Raw genomic sequence first — 19,545 nt, 5'->3', positions numbered from 1 at the left:
CGGCTGCGGGCATGCACCTCGGGCCGCCGGCCGATCACGGTTCCCGGTGTACGGCGCGGAAGCTTTCCAGCGCCTCCAGCAGTGTGCGGGTGGCTTCGCGTCGCGTGCCTTCTCCCGGTGTGACGGTGGTCAGCAAGGCGCCGACCGGCACGGGGTCGCGTCCGGACAGCGCATCGGTCAGTCGGGTCAGCTCGTGGTGGTCGAGGGGCGTGTGGGTCTCGTGGCCGTTCGCCGCGCAAAGGGTGCCGGCGGGTCCGTCCGCAGCCCACCGTATGCACGCGTGCCGGTCGCCGCGCAGCCGGTCGGTGTCCAGGAGGGTGCGGGGAGGGGCGGCGGGCGGTACGGGTTCGAAGCCGCCCGCGGTCCAGCGGCGCAGGGAGAGCACGGTGACGCGGCGGCTCATGGCCACGGGCTCGGCGAACTCGTGCAGGGCGTGCACGGCGGTGGTGAGCGCCTCGGGGAGCGCGGGCGCGAGCAGTCCGCCGCGGCCGGGGCCGGTAGCGGTCAGGGCGGCGTCCGGTGTGGCCAGCAACGTGTCGAGACCGCCGTGGCCCGCGAGCCGGGCCGGGTCGAGGTCGGCGAGCAGGTCATCGAGTTCGTAGCCCGCGTGGTGCTCGTCCCGGGGGACGCCGACGTTCACGCTGGTCGCGGGCGCGGTGCCGGCGCTCTCGCCGACGTGGTAGTAGTCGGCCGGCCAGTACAGCAGCTCGCCGGGGCCTACGTCGGCGTACACCGACGTGGGTGTGTGCCGGGCGTAGTCGGTCTTGGTGGACACGGCCTCGTCCCACGGTCTGCGCGGCCAGAACCGCATCCGCTTGCGGCCGCGCAGGCCGAACATGAAGGTGGCGAAGCGGTCCTTGTGCACGCCGACGGGGCTGTGCTCGTACGTGCCGTGGAACAGGGTGGTGATCGCGCCGGTCAACGGCAGGCCGACGGCCTGCCACAGCGGGTCGAAGAAGGTGCGCTCGCGCGACCACAGCGCGGGGTCGAAGGCGTGGAATCCGTTGACCACCAGGGCGTGGCGACGGCCGTCCAGGCGGGCGGCGAGCCGTGCGTCGTAGGCGTCGAAGGAGCCGTCCTCACCGGCGGGCAACAGCCCGTCGGGGGCGTCGCGTTGGACGTGTTCGACGGTGAACTGCACATTGGGTGGCATACGGCCGTCCTCGTGCCCGCCGCGGCTGCCGGCCACGGCGGCCCGGAACACCTCCGACGCTTCGAAGGGCGCCGGTGTCACGGACCGGAACAGCACCGGGCGCCGGTCCCAGTACCGCTCGACGAGGGTGTCCCAGGAGAACTCCGCCTCGACCGCCAGGATCGGTTCCTCGCTCATGCCGTGTCCGTCCTCCCGACCGTGTCCACGCCCCGCAGGGCGTGCAGTTTCTCCAGCAGGGCGACGACCTGGTGCTCGCGGCCGGGCCCGGCCGCGGCGCACAGGTCCGCCACGGTGCACGCGCCGTGCTTCCGCAGCAGGTCGAGGACCCGATCGCCGAGCGTGCCGCGCAGGGAGAAGGCGTGGCCGTCGACGGCCCAGATCCACCCCTGGCCCTCGTCGAGGGGCATGCGCACGACGGGCGAGGCAGGCCGCACCCGATCGCCGGGAGCCAGGCGGACCGGGCCCCGTGGCGCCGGGGCCGGTTCCAGGGCGGCGGCGCTGGCCCGGCGCGCCCACAGGACACGCAGGACCAGACCGAGCCGGTCCTCACCGGTCACCTCGCGCAGACCGGCTCCGGTCTCCGCCAGTTCGGGCACCTCGGGCGCCCGTGCCTCGGTGCCGGGGGGCGGGTACGACAGGTAGGGCACCTGGTCGTGGCCGCGCCGCTCGTGCAGCATCCCGGCGACGACGTCCTTGACGGCCTCGGTCAGCAGACGGGTGTCGGCCGGCACCAGCAGCCGCAGCGCGAGGCTCCGTGGACCGTATCGCAGGGCGTGCGGTCGTCCCGCCGGCCAGTGCAGCAGTTCCCCGGCCCGGGCGGTCGTCGTCGGTCCGTCCTGTTCGCGGGCGGGGACGGCGGTGACGCTGCCGCTCAGCACCCAGACGAGGGCCGCGTGCACCGGTTCCCGCCGCAGGCCGTCGTCGTCCGTGATGCCCCCGCCGAGGGCGAGTTCGGTGACGACCGGCAGCACCGGGTGCCCGATCCGCTCCCACAAAGGTACGACCAGGTCGCGGACCTGGGCCCACAGGGCGTGATCGAGCAGCAGCGGCTGCTCCACGGCGAGCAGCCGGCCGTTGCCGCGCAGGCGGGCGTCGAGGCGGTCGGCGTACTGCTCGGCCGTGCCGTCCTCGGGGCCGGGCAGCAGGTCGCCCGGGGTCCGGATGCGTCCGCCCTCGACGAGGAACCGCACGTCGGGCAGGGCCCGGAACCGGGTGCCGGCCCGGAAGGGGTGCGCCGCCTCGACCATGACTCCGTACGCGCGGCCGGCGTCCAGAGCCTGCGGTCCGCCCGGCGCGGGCAGCACGGCGGGCGCCTGCTGCCAGTGCCGGGCGGCGACGTCGTCCCAGACCGCCGTCAGCCGGCCGGGGACTGGTAGCGGCGGCGCAGGCGGGCGGCGTAGCGGGCGAGCGGTTCCATCCCCAGGCTGCGGCGCAGTTCGTCCACCCGGTCGGGCTGTTCGATGGGACACGGCTCCAACTCCCCTTCGCGCATGCGGAACTTGGTCCCGTACACCTGCGGCCTGCCTTCGTGGACGCGAAGCGCGTCGGTGACGTAGGCGACCTGGCGCCACGGCAGGTCGCCGTCGCTGGCGGCCTGTTCGACGAGGTCCAGGCACTCGTACTGGAAGCCGAGCGGTCCCTCGGCGTGCTGGACGAGCCGGCAGGCGGCGGCCGCGGCCGCCGGGCCGGCGAGGGCATGCCCCGGCCAGCCGTGGGTCGCCACGACGTCCGCCAGCCAGCGCATGCCGGCCTCGGTGAGGGCACGCAGCCGCTTCTCGGTCTCCTCGTCGGCGAAACCGGAGGCGACCCAGCGCTCGCGCAGTGCCGCGTCCATGCGGTCGGTGCGCAGCAGGCGGCGTCGGACCTCCGGTACCGGGGTGGGGCGGACGAACGGCTCCGTGCGGATCCGCACCGTGTCGCCGGCCCAGCTGTAGACGACCCGCCGTCCCGCTGCCGGCCAGGTGAAGCTCGCCTCGCCGCTGTCCCGGTCGGTGACCTGCACGCGGACGCCGTCGCCGTGGAACGTGCCGGGCCCGGTCGTGTCGTGGGCGTAGGCGACCGCGTCGCGCAGCGCCACACCCAGCCCGGCCAGGTCGCGGCCGCGGTCGTCGGCGACGGCGGCGGACGGCGGCCAGGCGGGGTGCGGGTCGCCGGGGACGGGAAGGTGCGTCGTTTCCGCGACGTGGAGCAGGGGGCCGCCGTGCGCGGAGCGGAAGAAGTAGGGGACGTCCCCGGCGTCGAGTTGAGCGGTCTCGGCCGGGCCGAACGCGGTGGCGGATCCGGGAGCGGTTGCGGTGAGCCGGTCGGCGAGGGCCTCGGTGTACGCAGCCGTCGGCTTGAGCACCACCCGCACATACGTGTCCGCCGGGGTCTCGTGGAGGAGGGGGCGGATGCGGTCGTGGTGGCGCGCCATCAGCGTCCACGCGTCGAACATGCCGCGCAGGAAGGAGGGCAGGTAGGGCCCGTATCCGGTGCGGCCATGCGTGTCGGAGACGACGGTGCGGGAGCCGCCGCGGGTGCAGGGCCGGCGTCGCCGTACGAGTCGTAGGCCTCCGTCTGCGGTCTCGGTGAAGCAGGCCACCGGTCCGTCGACCGTGCACCAGCGGGCTCTGTCCTCCAGTCCCGGGTGATGGTGGTCCCCGGCGGCCTCGTCGGCGACGAGCCCGGTGTCGTACAGGCGCGGCAGCGGCTTGAGGAAGATTTCGAGGTCGACCGGGTGGAAGAGGGGTTCCTGGTCCTCGGGCCGTGTCCCGGCCAGGAGGTTGCCCTCGCCGAGGTCGGCGATGCCGAAGCGGAACGCGGCGGCGGCCAGGGAGCCCGCCCGGTGCCAGAACCGTTCCGCCTGACGGCGGCCGAGACGGGTGCCGTACAGCCGCCGGTCGGGCGCCGAGCGGATCACCCCCCACTGCGCCGGCGGCTCGATCCACTCCTGCCAGGTGTACTGCCGTCCGTCGGGGCCCGTGCCCGGCGTGCAGCGCAGCACGGGCAGACGGACGGGGCCGGACGCGGGCGGCAGGCTGTTGAGGAGGGCGAACACGGACGTGTCCGGGGTGAGGAACAGCACCTCGCCGCCTGCCGGGCGTGGCTTGTAGGCGATGCTGCCGCCGCCGCTCAGGCGCACCCGCAGCACCCGGCGCCCGCCGTTGTGGGTCTCGCCGTCCTGGGCTTCGATGCCCGTCACCGGCAACCGCAGTGAGGGCCGGTCGAAAAAGGAGGTGCCGGTGGACGGGTTGCCGCAGGCGCCGGTGGAGGGATCGCCGCAGGTGCCGGTGTCCCGGGCGAGGCGTTCCAGGAACCGTTCCAGAAATCCCGTCCAGCGGGCGCATTCCTCTTCGGCCGGGCAGGGGGCACCCGCGGCGCAGGCGGTGAACGCCTCGCTCACCAGCGGGCCGAACAGCGCGCCGTGGGTGACGTCCAGGACGCCCGGTGCGAGCAGCCCGGGGGTGCGGGCGGCGGTGCGTGCGATGGTGCGGCGGCACCACGCGTCGAGGGTGTCCAGCAGCGCGTTGAGCGGGGCGAAGCGGGGTGTGGCGAGCGCCGCCGCCAGCAGTTCGGCGTCCTTCTCCCCGGCCGGGAAGCGGTCGTGGGCGAGCAGGCCGTCCTCGACCGGCCGCAGGACCGGTGGAAACAAAGGGCCGGCGGTGCCCGTCCGTACGGCCTCGATCACCTTGCGGACGGCAGGACTGCGCGCCGGGCCACTGCCCCGACCGGTCGGCGCGACGGACTCCCACAGCACCTCGGTCATGGCGTCCTTCCTGCGTGGTGCCGCCCCGCTGCCGGCGGGACGGCACCCGGTTGCCGTGCCGGGGCGGCCTGTTGCGCGGCCGCGGCCGGCGTCAGATGCAGTAGACGCGGATACAGGTGCCGGGCGTCGCTGCGGAGCGGGCCGGGATCTCCTGCTCCAGCTCGCCGATGACGAGGTCGAGCTCCTCCTCGGCGGAGGCGAGGGCTTCGGTGCGGGACTGGCCTTCGTGGGTGGTGGCCTGGTTCACGTGGTCCTCCTGGATCGTCAAGAGACACTCGGTGATGCCGCGACAACCCGGCCGAGCTTAGGCAGCCGAGGACGCGGGAAACAGGGGCGGGGGCGATGACTTCTCGCCAATTACCGACTGTGCGGAAAGCGCGGACCAGGTTGCGATTCGCTTACTGCGCGTGCGGCGCCGTGCGCCACGGGTCTGCCTGGCGCCACGGGTCGAGAGCGTGCTCCGGGACGGACGCGACCGGCCGGCCGTACCAGCGGCGGCGCACCACCCATCGGCGCACCTGGTGAACGCTTGCGGCCTCGTACATGGAAACCTGGCCGGATGGACACGTTCGCGGGCCGGCTCGACGGCGCATTGAGGTGGTGGGACGCCGCCATCGAAGAAGCGCAGGAAGGGCGCTGGGTACGTGATGCCGTGGAACGGCAGGTGATGAAGGACATCAAGGCCGCCACCAACCCTCTCCATGGTGGACGGATGGCCCCCTTCACCGAGGACTCGTGGCACGTACGCATCGGCAGAATCGCGAACTGGGCCGGAGTGCTGCGGCTCGCCGCCCGATCAGGTGGGTGGCAGCTCCAGTCGGTCGCCGGACTCCGCCCGCCGCACCCCGCGGGCATAGCCGAGCTGCTGTCCGGCATCTACGCGGTCGGCGAGCAGGGAGAAATCTGGATGAAGCAGCTTCTGAAGGGCGAGCTGCCACCGGAAGACGACATCGCGAAGGCCGAGGGCTTCCTCACGGGGCCTGGGTCCGTGGAGGACCTGGAGTTCTTCTTCTACGACTGAAAGCCGCCCGCCCCAGGCGGACCCGCGCGGCGAGCACGACCGGATCACCCAGCAGGGCCGGTACGACGACCCCGTCCACGTCGGCGGCACGTCCCGTCCCCCGAGCTCCTCGCACCCGCAGGACCGCTACCGCGGCCGGAGCGGCTCCCTCGGCCGGCGGGGCACCCCGGCGACGGCGATGCGGCAACCGGGCGCGGTCGCCGGCCACCGGCCGGGGCACGGTGAGTGGCGGGTGGGCGGGGCACGGGTGAAGCTGGACGTGACCGCCGGCTACGGAAAGAAGCCCGTGACCAGGGCCTCTCCCCCGTCCCGGGCCGGCCACCCGGACCGCGGTCCGGGCCCTGGGACCCGTGTCGCGATCGGCCCGCCCAGGACGTCGACGCGGTCGGGTGACTCGAAACCCGGGATCGGGGAACCGTAAGAGATGCCCTGACCCTCGAGGGGAGACCGGGTGCCCGGACGCCCGGCTCCCTCACCGGAAGAAGGACCATGATGGCCCACGAAGACGACGGCGGGCAGGCCGTGCCGAACGCCCCGGGTACACGCACCGACGGCGACGGCGCCACGCGCCGCCGTCCGCTGCCCGAGCGGCACGTCGAGGAGACGGTCGAGGTCGCGGTGCCGGTCCGCACGGCCTACAACCAGTGGACGCAGTTCAAGACGTTCCCGCGCTTCTCGACCGTGGTGCGCGACGTGGAGCAGATCAGGCCCACCGAAACCGCGTGGACCATCGGCTACGGTCCCCTGCGCCACCGTTTCTCGGTCGAGATCCTGGAACAGGACCCCGACGCCTACCTGGCCTGGCGTGGCCTGGAGCAGCGCCCCACCCACCAGGGCGAGGTCGAGTTCCGGCCCACGGAGTCCGGTGGCACCGCGATCACGGTCCGGTTGCTGCTCCTCCCGCGCGGGGCCGCGAAGTACCTCACCCGCTCGTCCAGGGTCGCGAGGCTGACCGCCCGGCTGGTGCGGGCCGAACTGGTGAACTTCAAGCACTTCATCGAAGGGCTCGGCCAGGAGGGTGGTGCCTGGCGCGGCACCATCCGCAACGGCCGTGTCCAGCACGACACCCCGGAACCGCCCAGGAGCCGTGTCGCCCAGTGGCCCGTCGGCTGACCCGCGTACCGCACACGGCAAGAGAAAGGCCAAGCAATGCAGAACCCGCCCGGTGAGGAGCCGGAGACCTCCCTCTCCGTGACACCGCCGAAGAAGTGGGCGGCCGGGGTCCCCGCCGTCGTGCACGCGCTGGAGTACTCCCTGGAGCAGACCTCTCCGCGCAAGACGGGGGTGGACCTGCTCACTATGAACCAGGTGGGCGGGATCGACTGCCCCGGCTGCGCGTGGGCGGACCCCGCCCCGGGCCGGCGCCATCGCAACGAGTACTGCGAGAACGGCGCCAAGCACATCAACGACGAGGCCACGACGCGCCGGATCACCGCCGACTTCTTCCGCGAGCACAGCGTGTCCGACCTGGCCGGCCGTTCCGACATGTGGCTCAACCAGCAGGGCCGGCTCACCGAGCCGATGATCAAACGGCCCGGATCGGACCATTACGAGCCCATCGGCTGGAACGACGCCCTGGGCGTCCTGGCGCAGGAGCTGCGGGGGCTGGACTCGCCCGACGAGGCGGTCTTCTACACCTCCGGCCGGGCCAGCAACGAAGCCGCCTTCGTCTTCCAGCTCTTCGCCCGCGCCTACGGCACCAACAACCTGCCCGACTGCAGCAACATGTGTCACGAGTCCAGCGGCTCCGCCCTGAACGAGACGCTCGGCGTCGGCAAGGGCACCGTGAGCCTCGACGACCTCCACCACGCGGACCTGATCTTCCTGGTGGGGCAGAACCCGGGCAGCAATCATCCGCGGCAGCTCTCGGCCCTGGAGGAGGCCAAGCGCAACGGCGGGCGCATCGTGGCGGTGAACCCGCTGCCGGAGGCGGGGCTGCGCCGCTTCAAGAACCCGCAGAAGCCGCGCGGGGTCGTCGGACGGGGCACCCAGATCGCCGACCGCTTCCTGCACATCAAGCCGGGCGGCGACCTCGCCCTGTTCCAAGCGCTGAACCGGCTGCTGCTGGAGGCGGAGGACGCGCGTCCCGGCACCGTCCTGGACCACGACTTCATCAACGCCCACACCTCCGGTTTCGAGGAGTTCGCCCGGCACGCCCGCACCGTCGACTGGGACGACGTGCGCGCGGCGACGGGACTGACCCGCGAGGAGATCGAGAAGGTCCGCGACGAGGTTCTGCGGAGCGACCGCGTCATCGTGTGCTGGGCGATGGGCATCACCCAGCACAAGCACGGCGTGCCCACCATCCGGGAGATCGTCAACTTCCTGATGCTGCGCGGCAATCTCGGGCGTGCCGGCACGGGTGCCTGCCCGGTGCGCGGCCACAGCAACGTCCAGGGCGACCGCACCATGGGCATCTGGGAGCAGATGCCGGACACCTTCCTGGACGCCCTGCAGAAGGAGTTCGGCTTCGATCCGCCGCGCGCGCACGGCCTGGACTCGGTGAATTCGATCAAGGCGATGCTGGAGGGCCGCGTCAAGGTCTTCCTCGCCCTGGCCGGGAACTTCGTGCGCGCGGCGCCCGACAGCGAGGTCACCGAGAGGGCGATGCGTTCGTGCCGGCTGACCGCTCACATCTCCACCAAGCTCAACCGTTCGCACACCGTCTGCGGCGAGACCGCCTTGATCCTGCCGACGCTGGGACGCACCGAGCGTGATGTCCAGGCCGACGGCGAGCAGTTCGTCACCGTCGAGAACTCCATGAGCGAGGTGCACACCTCCCAGGGACGGCTCGAACCGGCCTCGGGCATGCTGCTGAGCGAGGTCGCGATCCTGTGCCGGCTCGCCCGGCTGAGCCTCGACGGCAAGGGGGACATCCCCTGGGCCAAGTTCGAGGGCGACTACAACACCATTCGGGACAGCATCTCCCGGATCGTGCCGGGCTTCCACGACTTCAACGCCCGGGTGACCCGTCCGGGTGGCTTCCAGCTGCCCAACCCGGTCAACGAGGGCGTGTTCAGGACCGAGACCGGCAAGGCCCGGTTCACCTGCAACGAGCGGGTGGTCCCCCGGGCCCCCGAGGGTCACCTGCTGCTGCAGACCCTGCGCTCGCACGACCAGTGGAACACCGTCCCCTACACCAACAACGACCGCTACCGCGGCATCCACGGCAGCCGCCACGTCGTCCTCGTCAACCCGGCCGACCTGTCCGCACTCGGCCTCGCCCAGGGCGATCGCGTGGACCTCGTGAGCGTCTGGGAGGACGGCAGCGAACGCCGGGCCGAGAACTTCCAGGTCGTGTCCTACCCGGCGGCCAAGGGCTCGGCCGCCGCCTACTACCCGGAAACGAACGTCCTGGTGCCGCTCGACAGCGTCGCCGACGTGAGCAACCAGCCGACGTCGAAGGGCATCGTCGTCCGCCTCGAACCCACGGGCGACCGATCCCGGCCGGCACCCGTCTGACCGAGACCGACGACGCCGCACCCCTGCGGGGCCCGCTGACGCCAGCGGGCCCCGCCGTACGTCCAGCGCCGCTCGGCCACCGAGGTGGCTGCCGCCCGGCCGGTGCGGTGGGTGGGAACCACATGCTCTCCGAGCCATCCCGCGGACCTTGACTCATGAGACAGCAACTCGTGTCTGTGACCCGGAAGAGACGAGTACCGCAGTCGCGTGCAGGGGTGGCGTTCAGACGGAGTCGGGGAGGGGGCGCCGGGCGACCTCGTGGGCGTCGTCCGGTGGCACGCCCAGCATGCGCAAAACCATCTCGGCCAGGTTCAGCGCGGCCTCGTCGCCGTCCAGGTCGGGGCGGGCGAACCTCAGCTCCACCAGGGACAGCAGGGTGCCGCCCAGGGCGGACAGGGCGACGGCCGGATCGACGGCGGTGAAGCGGCCGGAGGCCATGCCGACCTCAAGGTCGCGAAGCGCCCGCCGGGTCAGACCGTTGTCCGCGTGGATGTGGCCGAGGCCCCGACGGCGCAGGACCTGCATCAGCTCCGGGTGGGAGTCGGCCATGCGTGCGCTGAGCCGGAAACCGGCCGCGACGAGCTCCGCCGGGTCGTCGATCCCGGCCAGGCGCTCGTCGAAGCTCTGGCCGTATTCCTCGAGGGCGTCCACCACCGCCGCCTCGAACAGCTCCGTCTTCGACTCGAAGTGGTTGTAGAAGGAGCCGAAGCCGACGTCCGCGCGCTCCGCGATCGCCTGGATGCTCGCGCTGGTGTCCCCTGTCTCGGCCAGTATCTGCCTCGCGGCGCGAATGAGCGCGCGTCGGGTCTCGGCGCGGCGCCGCTCGAACCGGTTGCTGAGCGGGGCTGACGTAGGCATGCGCAGAGTCTAGCCGCGCGGGCGATGACCACAGCACCTCTGATGAATTCATCATTTCTTGCCGTGGACGTCTTGACGACCAGGAACGTCAAAGTTGATGATTTCCTCATTATGGCGGCGCTGCACGGAGGGCACCATGTCTGAAACCCCCGTCCACCAACCCGATGTCAAGACGGCCCACCAGGACCTGCACAGCGAACAGGGAGCCCGGCGCGGGGAGCATCCCGGCCGCTCCCGCAATCCGGTGATCAAGGTGGCCGACCTGGCCTGGCTGGAGTTCGAGAAGCCGGACCTGGAACGGTCCGAGATCTTCGCCCGGGACTTCGGCTTCCAGGTCGCCGCGCGCACGGAGAGTGAGCTGTGGCTGCGGGGCACCTTCGCCGGAACGCCGTGCATGGTGATCCGGCGCGGGCATACGTCCCGCTTCGTCGGCCCGGCGTTCCGCGCGGCGGAGCGGGCCGATCTGGACCGGCTGGCGCGGGCCACCGGCTCGGACGTACGGGACTCGGACGCGCCCGGCGGCGGCAAGGCGGTCCATCTGCTCGACCCGTCGGGTTTCCCGCTGCGGGTGGTGCACGTCGGCGAGCAGTTGCCGGCGCTGCCCGAGCAGCGGCCGCTGCTGCTCAACTTCGGCACGGATCACCGCCGTACGAACGCCACGCAGCGCCCACCGCGCGAGCCGTCGCGGATCCAGCGGCTGGGGCATGTGGTGCTGGAGACACGCGTGTTCGCCCAGGCGCTGAACTGGTACCTGGACACCCTCGGCATGATCGTGTCCGACTTCCTGTTCCTGGACGGGCAGCGCGACCGCGGCCCGGTCATGGCGTTCATCCGCTGCGACCTCGGCAGCATGCCGGCCGACCATCACACACTCGCCATGCACCTGGGGCCGGGCACCGGCTACGTCCACTCCGCTTACCAGGTCACGGACCTGGACTCGATCGCCGCCGGCGGCGAGTACCTCAAGGAGCGCGGCTACCGGCGCAGCTGGGGCATCGGCCGGCACATCCAGGGCAGCCAGCTCTTCGACTACTGGCGCGACCCGGACCGCTTCATGCTGGAGCACTTCGCCGACGGGGATCTCTTTTCCTGCGACGTCGAGCCCGGGTGGGCCCCGATGTCGACCAGCGGGCTGGCCCAGTGGGGTCCGCCCGCCACCCGCGACTTCCTCGGCGCCGGCCCCTCCCCCCAGCGGATCCGCGACGTCGTCCAGGCCCTGCGCGGTGACAACGAGATGGACCCGGCGCGTCTGCTGGGCCTGCTCAAGGCCGCCAGGTCCTGAACCTCCTCATGAACCCCCGATCCTCACAAAGGCACTCACCATGAGCACCAACGTTCTGCGCACCGCCGACGGCTGGTGGGTCGTCCGCGGCGACCGGGCCCTCCCCGTCGACACCAAGGCGGTCACCACCGCCGAGCTGATCGTCGACCGGGCCGCCGTCCGGGAGGCGGCCCTGTCGGCCGACACGGGCACGCTTGTTGCCGACCTGGTCCCCCTCTCGCCGGTCACCACCCCCTGCCGGGTGGTCGCCCAGATGGTCAACTACCGCAGCCACGCCCGCGATTCGGGCTTCAGCGGCGACATCCCGCCCACCTTCTTCCGGAAGGCGTCCGGCTCGGTCAGCGGACCGTGCGACGCCGTCGTCCGGCCCTCCCACGTGAAGTTCCTCGACTACGAGATCGAACTCGGGCTCGTCATGGGCGCGCCCCTGCCCGTCGGCACCGTGGTCGAGGAGCGGGACCTGCCGTCGTACGTCGCCGGGCTGGTGATCACCAACGACGTCAGCGCCCGCGATGTCCAGCTGACCAAGACGCAGTTCTACGAGAGCAAGTCCTACCCCACCTTCACGCCGACCGGCCCCTGCCTCTCCCTGCTGGAGCCGGAGGACTTCGCCCATCTTCCGGACCTGCGGCTGCGGTTGTCGGTCAACGGTGAGCTGCGCCAGGACCGCACCCTCGCCGACATGATCGTCCGCCCGGCGCAGGCGCTGACCCTGCTGGCCCGTTTTCAGCGCCTCGACCCCGGCGACCTGCTGCTGACCGGCACCCCCGGCGGCACGGCGTTGAAGGCCCCGCCCAAGCCGGTGGAGAAGATCGGCGCGCTGCTGCCGCCCGCCGTGAAGTGGAGGGCGTTCTTCAAGGCCCAGGCCAAGAACCCCCATTACCTGCGCCAGGGCGATGTCGTCACCGCGGCCATCACCACCCCGGACGGCCGGATCGACCTGGGCGAGCAGCGCACCCCCGTCACGGACGCCCCTTGAAGACCCGAGGTGAGCCGCACATGACCGTCGAACGCAACGGGGCGGACGCACCCGTGGTGATCATCGGCGCCGGACCGGTGGGCGTGACCGCCGCCCTCCTGCTGGCCCGGCGCAAAGTCCGCACCCTCGTCCTGGAACGCCACCGCGACGTCTACCCCCTCCCGCGTGCCGTCGCCACCGACGACGAGGTCCGCAGGATCCTCCAGGCCGCCGGCGTCGGTGAGGAGTTCGCCGCGATCGCCCGCCCGGCAGGCGGACTGCGGCTGCTGGACGCCCGGCACCGGGTGATGGCCGAGTTCCGCCGCTCTGGGCACGGCCACCACGGCTACCCGCAGACCAGCATGTTCGACCAGCCCGAGCTGGAGCGGCTGCTGCGCGACGCCCTCGCCCGGCACCCGGAGTGTGAACTGCGGGGCGGGGTGAAGGTGACGGCGGTCGAGCAGCATGCCGACGGACCGGTCCACGTCACCTACCGCGACGACGAGGGCGAACACCTGCTGCGGGCCGACGCGGTCCTCGGCTGCGACGGCGCCAACAGCCTGACCCGCGACGCCATCGGTGCCGTGTGGGAGGATCTGCGCTTCGAGGAGGGCTGGACCGTCGTCGACGTCCGCACGAAGGCCCACGTCCGCTGCTGGGAGGGCGTCGACCAGATCTGCGACCCGCACCGCCCGGCGACCTTCATGCGCGTCGGTGAGGACCGCTACCGCTGGGAGTTCCGGCTCGGGGACGCCGGGGAACCGGTCCGCCGGCTGATCGCCCCGTGGCTGCCGCCGTCGTACGACGGGGACTTCGAGATCGTCCGCGAGGCGCAGTACACCTTCCGGGCTCGCGTCGCCGACCGGTGGCGCAGCGGACGGGTCTTCCTTCTCGGTGACGCCGCCCACCTCACCCCGCCGTTCATCGGGCAGGGACTGTGTGCAGGTCTGCGGGACGCCTACAACCTCACGTGGAAACTCGCCCGCGTCCTCCAGCAGGGCGGTGACGAGCGGCTGCTGGACACCTACGAGAGCGAACGAAAGCCGCACGCCCGGCATGTGATCAAGCTCGCGGTCGCCACGGGCTGGGCCATGACCGGCGGTCAGGACAGCGCCGCCGCACTGCGCCGCAGACTCCTGGCCGCGGCCTGCCGCATCCCCGGCCTGACCGCGGCGGCCGGCCGCGGCCTCAGCCCGCCCCTGACCCCCGGGCCGCTCGTTCGGCGGGGCATGCGCAGGGGCCTGGTGGGCACCCACTGCCCGCAACCGTGGATCACCGCCGACGGACGGCGCTCCCGCCTCGACGAGCTGCTCGGCGACGGGTTCACCATCCTGACCGCCACCGAACCCGCGCCCTCGCTGAACGCCCTCGCCCACGCGCTCGGCGCCCCGGCGATCCCCGTGGCCGGCGTCGGCGACGACGGCACGCTCGCCGCCTGGCTGCGCGCCGGCCGGGCCCACGCCGTCCTGCTGCGCCCCGACCGCGTCGTCATGGACGTCGTCCCGGCCGGCGGCGCGGACTTCACCGACACCGCCGCCTGGGCGGCCCTTCTGCACACCACCACGCGCAGCCCCCACCCACCCCGACGGACCATCGAGAGCAGCCTGCCGAGGAGCGCCACCCGATGACCGTGCCCGAGCCCTTCACGACACCCGATCCGCAGGCCGTTGCGGACAGCCGCATCATGGACTTCGCCCGTCACGTCGGGATGGCCGGCAGTGACTACGCCGCTCTGCACCGCTGGTCGGTCACCGACCTGGAGGGCTTCTGGGGCGCGGTGTGGGAGTACTTCGACATCGACGCGGACACGCCGTTCGAACGGGTGCTGGCCGAGGAGAGGATGCCGGGCGCCCGCTGGTTCCCCGGAGCCACCCTCAACTACGCCCACCACGCCCTGCGCACCCTCGCCGATGACGCCGTTGCGGTCATCGCCCTCGACGAGACCGGCTCCCACTACGAGGTGACCGCGAAAGGCCTGCGCGCCCAGGTCGCCTCCGTCGCCGCAACCCTGCGCGACCTGGGCGTCGGCCAGGGCGACCGGGTCGTCGGCTACCTGCCCAACACCCCGCACGCGATCGTCGCGTTCCTCGCCGCCGCGAGCCTGGGCGCCGTGTGGTCCGTCTGCGGACAGGACTACGCCCCCAAGGCCGCCGCCGACCGCTTCGCCCAGCTCGAACCCACCGTTCTGGTCGCAGCCGACGGCTACCTCTTCGACCACACCCGCCACGACCGCCGCGACGCCACCCTCGAACTCGCCGGCGCGCTGCCGACGTTGAAGGCCACACTCCTGGTGGACCACCTGGGCCTGCCGTTCGCGTCTCAGGCATACCCGTCCGTGACGGTGCCGTGGGAGGACGCAGCCACCCGCACCGAGGAGCTCACCTGCACCCCGGTTCCGTTCGACCACCCCCTGTGGGTCGTTTTCTCCTCGGGCACCACCGGCCTGCCCAAGGGCATCGTCCACGGGCACGGCGGCGTCCTGCTGGAGCACCTGAAGACCCTCGGCCTGCACTCCGACCTCGGCCCCGGCGACCGCCTGCTGTGGTACACCACCACCCACTGGATGATGTGGAACCTGGTCGCCTCCGCCCTCCTGACCGGCGCCACCACCTGCACCTACGACGGCAGCCCGGCGCCCCTGACCACGCCCGACGTCCTGTGGGAGCTGGCGGCCCGCCACCGGGTGACCGTCTTCGGCACCAGCCCCCAATACCTGCTCGGCATGGCCAAGTTCGGCATCGAACCTGCCGTCCACGACCTTTCGGCGATCCGGGTGATCGGCTGCACCGGCTCCGCCCTGCCGGCCTCCGCCTACCCCTGGGTCCGCGATCACGTCGGCGACGGCGTGCTGCTGGCGTCGATCAGCGGCGGCACGGACGTCGTGTCCGGCGTCGCGGGCAGTGCGCCCAACACCCCGATCTGGGCAGGGGAATTGTCGGCACCCCACCTGGGCGTGGCTCTGGCCGCGTACGACGTCGAGGGCTTCCCTGTGGTGGACCAGGTGGGTGAGCTGGTCGTCACCCGCCCGATGCCGTCGATGCCGCTGCGTTTCTGGAACGACCCCGACGGCACTCGCTACCGCGACGCCTACTTCTCCACCTACCCGGGCGTGTGGCGGCACGGCGACTGGATCACGGTCACGGGCCACGGCTCGGTGATCGTCCACGGCCGCTCCGACAGCACCTTGAACCGCAACGGCGTACGCCTGGGAAGCGCCGATGTCCACGACGTCGTCGAACGCCTTCCCGAGATCACCGAGGCCCTGGTCATCGGCGCGGAGGAGCCCGACGGCGGCTACTGGATGCCGCTGTTCGTGGTCCTCGCCGCCGGGGTGAACCTGGACGGCCCGCTCCGCGAGAAGATCAAGGAAGCGATCAGGGCCGGGGCCTCACCCCGCCACGTCCCCGACGAGATCATCGAAGTGCCGGGCATCCCGCACACCCGCACCGGCAAGAAGCTCGAAGTCCCCGTCAAACGGCTCCTCCAGGGCGTCCCGGCCGATCAGGTCGTCAACCCCGCAGCCGTGGACTCCCCCGACCTCATCAACCACTATGCCCGCCTCGGCGTCGAACGCCGGGGCCGGTCGACCTGACGGCCGGGCGGGGCGCCGGGCGCAGGCACCGTGTCGCCGGCCTGCGCCGGCATCGATGTGAAACTGCTGGTCACAGCCACCCGAGTGCGTCGACATCGATGTTCGACGGTCGTCGGCTGCGGTGCTGCGGACGGCTGGCTCTGATGATTGTCAGTGGTCGTGGCTAGGGTGGCGATCATGAGTCTGACAGCAGTGATGATCACGATGGACTGCGCGGAACCGCAGGAGCTGGCCCGGTGGTGGGCTACCGCGTTGGAGGGCGAAATTGCCCAGGACCACGGCGACTTCGTCATCGTCAGGGCGCAGCCTGTGGCACTGGGCTTCCAGCGTGTGGCGGAAGAGCGGCGGGTCAAGAACCGTGTCCACGTCGACTTCGCCGCCGCGCCCGGCAGAGGCATGGCGGGCGAGGTCGAGCGGTTGGTCGGTCTGGGGGCGAGCGTCGTGGGCGAACACAGTGTTCCGGGCCTCACCTGGACCGTGCTGCAGGATCCGGCGGGCAACGAGTTCTGCGTCCACTGAGGAGCCTCCACCGTGCTGGTCACAATCACTCGTCGACGGCTGCGACCAGCACGGGCCGCGGGGCTGTCCTGGTCCATCTCTCCGGGAGCCGCTCCCCCCGTCGACGGCGCGGCTCCCATGCGCCATGTCCGGTTCCCCATCTCTCCGCGGTCCGTGGCCGCCTCAGGCGAAGTCTGCCGCGGTGATGCCGTCGGGATGTCCGGACGGCCACTCCACCAACTCGATCCGGTAACCGTCCGGGTCCGTGAGCCACGACGTCTTCGGGCCGTGTGCACCGCCCGGGTATTGGAGGGGCTCGGGCTTCAGACCGGCTGCGGTCAGCGTCTTCAGGGTGGTGGCGAGCTCTTCCACCTGGATCGCGAGGTGGTCGAAACCACTGCCCACGTCGACCGGTCCGTCGCCGGGCCGGTGGACCAGTTCGAGCGAGGCGGCCGGTTCCTCGGGGAATTTCAGGATCACGAGGCGAGTCCCGTCGCCGGCCTCGACCCTGCCCAGTTCGGCGTAGCCCAGGGCAGTGTAGAAAACGAGCGAGCGGTCCAGTTCGGTGACGCGGTAGGAGACGAAGAGCGTCTTCATGCGGCTTCCTCGGGTCGGTGCACCCGGTAGCGGAGATGCGTGACGCCTCGGCCCTCGAGACGTCGGACGAGGTCGAGTTCGATGTGATCGCTGCCCAGGTGGTCGAACAGCCGTCGACCGTCCCCGAGGAGAACCGGAACCAGGTGGATCTCCATCTCGTCCACCTGCCCGACTCGGAGCAGTGCTTGGGCCGCCCCCGCCCCATGGAGCATGACAGGCCGGTCCCCCGCGGCCGCGCGAGCCTGACGGGCGCAGTCCTCGACATCGGTGACGAAACGCGCGTGGCCGGGTGGCACGTCCTTGGCATCGACATGGTGGGTGAGGACGAAGATCGGCACACCGTCGTGGTGATCGCCCTGCCAGCGCCGGGCGAGTTCGAAGGTCCGACGGCCGGAGATCACCGCGCCGGTCGCCAGCGCTTCGCGGTAGACCTGACCGCTCGGGCCGTCGGACTCCCGGTGGTCGAGCCAGTTCAGAAGCCGTCCACCGTCGCGTCCGAGTTCCTGTCCCGGCCGGTCGTCCGGGCCGGCGATACAGCCGTCGAGCGACATCGACATGTACAGCCGAATCGGATTGTTCATCCTGGCCTCCGCTGTCTCCTCACGACACCGGCATCCGACGTCTCCGAATCCGCCGACGGGCCGGCCGTCACAAGGAGAGACTTCAGGCAACCGGCAAACTCATCGGCCCGACGCGCCGGCCTCGCTCCCCTGCCGCGCTGCAAAGCCACTGATCCGTGGGTCATTCAGTCGTTCAGACCGCGTAGGACTCGGAGCATTCGACGAGGCATCCGGTTCGAAACCGCAAGGCCCCGCGGACGCACCGCCCGGCCGGCGACCGGCGGCCCGTAGGGCGAGAGCCATCTCTGGCAATCAGCCAATCCGCGTGACGGTCCGGCCTGGCGCACGGTAGAACCCGACGTGTGACCGTCTTCTACTGCGCCAAGTGCGGAACGGACCTCACCGGGGACCTGGTGGGGCTGCCGGCGGTTCCCGACGTCGATGACCTGGACCAGGGCCGGGACGAGAAGACCGGTCGGGCTCGCTCCACCGTCCCCCGCGGGCGCTACGCCATCGACCCCACACCGTGGGGCGCCCCGTTCGTCGCCGCCCCTGCGTCCCGCCGCCGCACTCGCAGCAGTGGACGCGAGCTGCTGCGAGCCGACACCGGGGCCACGGTGTCCGCCGGATGGCGTAACAGCATTGTCGTCCATCCCGATGATGTCCTGCCACGCCTCGAACCCTTCACACATGGAGACAACTGGCTCGGGTGTTGCGGCCCCACCGGCGCGCACGGCCCCAATCTGGCCTGCTCCTGCGGCTCTCGCCTGGCCACATGGGCCGCCGACTGCATGGGCCCCAACGAGCTCCACCTCGACCCCGTCCGTGTCTACGCCTGGCACCAGGGACGACCAGCCGACGGCCTTTGATTGTCGAACGGGCGACTGCGTTCGGGGGCAGGGTTGGTCGCCGGTCCCGATGGCCGGCTCAGCTCTGGCGGGTGGGGAGCATGGCCAGGGCCTGGGAGCGCTTGGCGACGAGCTCGTCGTACGTGCCGTCGCGCTCGGCCCAGCGGTGTCCGAGGACGCCCTTCACGAGGATTTCGCGCGGGGTGGGGTTCTCCGCCAGCAGGTGCATGACCTCGGTGGCGAAGTCGTCGAGCGGCAGAGCGTGCGGGTTCACCTTCTCCTGGCCCGCTGTGGCGACAGCCGGGGGCACGAGCTCGACGACGTCGACACCGGTGCCGTCGAGCTGCGCGCGCAGCGCCTCGGAGTAGGCGTGTACCGCGGCCTTCGACGCCGCGTAGCTCGGCATGGGCGGGAACGGCAGGAAGGCGATGCCGGAGGTGACGGTGACGAAGGTGCCGGCACCCTGACGGACCAGGTGCGGGGTGAACGCGTCGATGACCCGGATCGTGCCGAGCAGGTTGGTGTCGATCGTCGTCCTCGTCGCCTCGAAGTGGGCCGGGTCGCGCAGGTCCTCCATGAGCATGACGCCCGACATCGTCACCACCGTGTCCAGCTCGGGGTAGCGGGCGAGCACGTGATCACGCGCGGAGGCAACGGAGTCACTGTCGGTGACATCGATGCTGACCGTGCCGAAGGCTTCCCCGGAGAGCTCCGAGAGTGCCTCGCGGTTGCGGCCGCCGACGACCACGGTGCTGCCCGCCTCGGCGAACCGCCGGGCCAGCTCCCGCCCGATACCCGAGGTTCCGCCGACGATGAGAACGGTGCGGTTGGAGAGGTCCATGGAATCTTTCCCTTCAGTCCAGGGAGCCGTCGACCTGCGAGCCGGAGCGGGACAGTGACGTTCCCTATCTCTTTCGAAACCGTGCTCTCACAGTCTTGACGGCCTTCGCCGGGAGGGGCAGGGCCCTCCT

Annotated in this window: 17 protein-coding genes; 9 read left to right on the top strand and 8 right to left on the bottom strand. The window is 71.6% G+C overall.

Going from position 1 to position 19,545, the window contains the following annotated elements; translation table 11 throughout:
• Positions 1–34 precede the first annotated feature (34 nt).
• The 4 genes from ACF1AL_RS31865 to ACF1AL_RS31850 all read right to left on the bottom strand — a co-directional run bounded on the left by ACF1AL_RS31865 (position 35) and on the right by ACF1AL_RS31850 (position 5,166).
• Positions 35–1,330: a JmjC domain-containing protein gene (locus ACF1AL_RS31865; protein WP_391778551.1), complete on the bottom strand. Its 1,296-nt coding sequence runs from the start codon at positions 1,328–1,330 to the stop codon at positions 35–37.
• On the bottom strand, positions 1,327–2,457 hold the full coding sequence (locus tag ACF1AL_RS31860) for a hypothetical protein (protein WP_391778550.1): 1,131 nt from the start codon (positions 2,455–2,457) through the stop codon (positions 1,327–1,329). Before ACF1AL_RS31860 ends, ACF1AL_RS31865 begins: the two co-directional genes overlap by 4 nt.
• A gap of 50 nt (positions 2,458–2,507) precedes the next feature.
• Positions 2,508–4,898: a DUF4135 domain-containing protein gene (locus ACF1AL_RS31855; protein ID WP_391778549.1), complete on the bottom strand. Its 2,391-nt coding sequence runs from the start codon at positions 4,896–4,898 to the stop codon at positions 2,508–2,510.
• Between the two features lie 91 nt (positions 4,899–4,989).
• The gene (locus tag ACF1AL_RS31850; protein ID WP_366839763.1) at positions 4,990–5,166 is read right to left on the bottom strand and encodes a hypothetical protein; all 177 of its coding nucleotides are present in this window, start codon (positions 5,164–5,166) and stop codon (positions 4,990–4,992) included.
• 291 nt (positions 5,167–5,457) lie between these two features.
• Between ACF1AL_RS31850 and ACF1AL_RS31845 the strand changes: the two genes are divergently transcribed.
• From ACF1AL_RS31845 to ACF1AL_RS31835, 3 genes are all read left to right on the top strand, one after another.
• Entirely contained in the window at positions 5,458–5,919 is a 462-nt protein-coding gene (locus ACF1AL_RS31845) for a hypothetical protein (protein WP_391778548.1), read from the top strand.
• 492 nt (positions 5,920–6,411) lie between these two features.
• Complete coding sequence (locus ACF1AL_RS31840) at positions 6,412–7,032, top strand: SRPBCC family protein (RefSeq protein ID WP_391778659.1); 621 nt, start codon at positions 6,412–6,414, stop codon at positions 7,030–7,032.
• Positions 7,033–7,068: 36 nt separating this feature from the next.
• Entirely contained in the window at positions 7,069–9,381 is a 2,313-nt protein-coding gene (locus tag ACF1AL_RS31835) for an FdhF/YdeP family oxidoreductase (RefSeq protein WP_391778547.1), read from the top strand.
• 222 nt (positions 9,382–9,603) lie between these two features.
• Here ACF1AL_RS31835 and ACF1AL_RS31830 read toward each other — a convergent pair whose 3' ends face one another.
• A complete protein-coding gene (locus tag ACF1AL_RS31830; protein WP_386417581.1) occupies positions 9,604–10,239 on the bottom strand; it encodes a TetR/AcrR family transcriptional regulator in 636 nt (211 codons plus the stop codon).
• A gap of 136 nt (positions 10,240–10,375) precedes the next feature.
• Between ACF1AL_RS31830 and ACF1AL_RS31825 the strand changes: the two genes are divergently transcribed.
• From ACF1AL_RS31825 to ACF1AL_RS31805, 5 genes are all read left to right on the top strand, one after another.
• Entirely contained in the window at positions 10,376–11,521 is a 1,146-nt protein-coding gene (locus tag ACF1AL_RS31825; protein ID WP_391778546.1) for a VOC family protein, read from the top strand.
• 40 nt (positions 11,522–11,561) lie between these two features.
• The gene (locus ACF1AL_RS31820; RefSeq protein ID WP_391778545.1) at positions 11,562–12,500 is read left to right on the top strand and encodes a fumarylacetoacetate hydrolase family protein; all 939 of its coding nucleotides are present in this window, start codon (positions 11,562–11,564) and stop codon (positions 12,498–12,500) included.
• Positions 12,501–12,520: 20 nt separating this feature from the next.
• Positions 12,521–14,107: a bifunctional 3-(3-hydroxy-phenyl)propionate/3-hydroxycinnamic acid hydroxylase gene (locus ACF1AL_RS31815; RefSeq protein WP_391778544.1), complete on the top strand. Its 1,587-nt coding sequence runs from the start codon at positions 12,521–12,523 to the stop codon at positions 14,105–14,107.
• A complete protein-coding gene (locus tag ACF1AL_RS31810) occupies positions 14,104–16,071 on the top strand; it encodes an acetoacetate--CoA ligase (protein WP_391778543.1) in 1,968 nt (655 codons plus the stop codon). Before ACF1AL_RS31815 ends, ACF1AL_RS31810 begins: the two co-directional genes overlap by 4 nt.
• A 177-nt stretch (positions 16,072–16,248) precedes the next feature.
• Positions 16,249–16,590 (top strand): VOC family protein, encoded by a 342-nt coding sequence (locus ACF1AL_RS31805; protein ID WP_391778542.1) that lies wholly within the window; start codon positions 16,249–16,251, stop codon positions 16,588–16,590.
• A gap of 162 nt (positions 16,591–16,752) precedes the next feature.
• Here the strand turns inward: ACF1AL_RS31805 and ACF1AL_RS31800 are convergent, their stop codons facing one another.
• Together ACF1AL_RS31800 and ACF1AL_RS31795 are read right to left on the bottom strand one after the other, a co-directional pair.
• Entirely contained in the window at positions 16,753–17,166 is a 414-nt protein-coding gene (locus ACF1AL_RS31800; protein WP_391699171.1) for a VOC family protein, read from the bottom strand.
• Entirely contained in the window at positions 17,163–17,747 is a 585-nt protein-coding gene (locus ACF1AL_RS31795; protein ID WP_391778541.1) for a dihydrofolate reductase family protein, read from the bottom strand. The genes ACF1AL_RS31800 and ACF1AL_RS31795 overlap by 4 nt, the downstream gene beginning before the upstream one ends.
• A gap of 341 nt (positions 17,748–18,088) precedes the next feature.
• Here ACF1AL_RS31795 and ACF1AL_RS31790 point away from each other — a divergent pair, with 341 nt between their 5' ends.
• Positions 18,089–18,595, top strand: coding sequence for a hypothetical protein (locus tag ACF1AL_RS31790; protein WP_391778540.1), 507 nt, complete (start codon positions 18,089–18,091; stop codon positions 18,593–18,595).
• A gap of 58 nt (positions 18,596–18,653) precedes the next feature.
• Here the strand turns inward: ACF1AL_RS31790 and ACF1AL_RS31785 are convergent, their stop codons facing one another.
• The gene (locus ACF1AL_RS31785; protein ID WP_391778539.1) at positions 18,654–19,415 is read right to left on the bottom strand and encodes an SDR family oxidoreductase; all 762 of its coding nucleotides are present in this window, start codon (positions 19,413–19,415) and stop codon (positions 18,654–18,656) included.
• Between the last annotated feature and the right edge of the window lie 130 nt (positions 19,416–19,545).

Origin of the sequence: Streptomyces sp. NPDC014801 (assembly GCF_043082085.1) — a bacterium.
Taxonomy (GTDB): domain Bacteria; phylum Actinomycetota; class Actinomycetes; order Streptomycetales; family Streptomycetaceae; genus Streptomyces.
The sequence above is the reverse complement of the archived record's forward strand: the minus strand, read 5'-3'. Positions and strand labels throughout refer to the sequence as shown.

What these genes read in the sequence shown, in the direction of transcription:
- ACF1AL_RS31820 (WP_391778545.1), top strand. Translation starts at nt 11,562, where the DNA reads ATGAGCACCAACGTTCTGCGCACCGCCGACGGCTGGTGGGTCGTCCGC.
- ACF1AL_RS31855 (WP_391778549.1), bottom strand. Translation starts at nt 4,898, where the DNA reads ATGACCGAGGTGCTGTGGGAGTCCGTCGCGCCGACCGGTCGGGGCAGT.
- ACF1AL_RS31805 (WP_391778542.1), top strand. Translation starts at nt 16,249, where the DNA reads ATGAGTCTGACAGCAGTGATGATCACGATGGACTGCGCGGAACCGCAG.
- ACF1AL_RS31800 (WP_391699171.1), bottom strand. Translation starts at nt 17,166, where the DNA reads ATGAAGACGCTCTTCGTCTCCTACCGCGTCACCGAACTGGACCGCTCG.
- ACF1AL_RS31795 (WP_391778541.1), bottom strand. Translation starts at nt 17,747, where the DNA reads ATGAACAATCCGATTCGGCTGTACATGTCGATGTCGCTCGACGGCTGT.
- ACF1AL_RS31835 (WP_391778547.1), top strand. Translation starts at nt 7,069, where the DNA reads ATGCAGAACCCGCCCGGTGAGGAGCCGGAGACCTCCCTCTCCGTGACA.
- ACF1AL_RS31840 (WP_391778659.1), top strand. Translation starts at nt 6,412, where the DNA reads ATGGCCCACGAAGACGACGGCGGGCAGGCCGTGCCGAACGCCCCGGGT.
- ACF1AL_RS31830 (WP_386417581.1), bottom strand. Translation starts at nt 10,239, where the DNA reads ATGCCTACGTCAGCCCCGCTCAGCAACCGGTTCGAGCGGCGCCGCGCC.
- ACF1AL_RS31865 (WP_391778551.1), bottom strand. Translation starts at nt 1,330, where the DNA reads ATGAGCGAGGAACCGATCCTGGCGGTCGAGGCGGAGTTCTCCTGGGAC.
- ACF1AL_RS31845 (WP_391778548.1), top strand. Translation starts at nt 5,458, where the DNA reads ATGGACACGTTCGCGGGCCGGCTCGACGGCGCATTGAGGTGGTGGGAC.
- ACF1AL_RS31825 (WP_391778546.1), top strand. Translation starts at nt 10,376, where the DNA reads ATGTCTGAAACCCCCGTCCACCAACCCGATGTCAAGACGGCCCACCAG.
- ACF1AL_RS31815 (WP_391778544.1), top strand. Translation starts at nt 12,521, where the DNA reads ATGACCGTCGAACGCAACGGGGCGGACGCACCCGTGGTGATCATCGGC.
- ACF1AL_RS31810 (WP_391778543.1), top strand. Translation starts at nt 14,104, where the DNA reads ATGACCGTGCCCGAGCCCTTCACGACACCCGATCCGCAGGCCGTTGCG.
- ACF1AL_RS31785 (WP_391778539.1), bottom strand. Translation starts at nt 19,415, where the DNA reads ATGGACCTCTCCAACCGCACCGTTCTCATCGTCGGCGGAACCTCGGGT.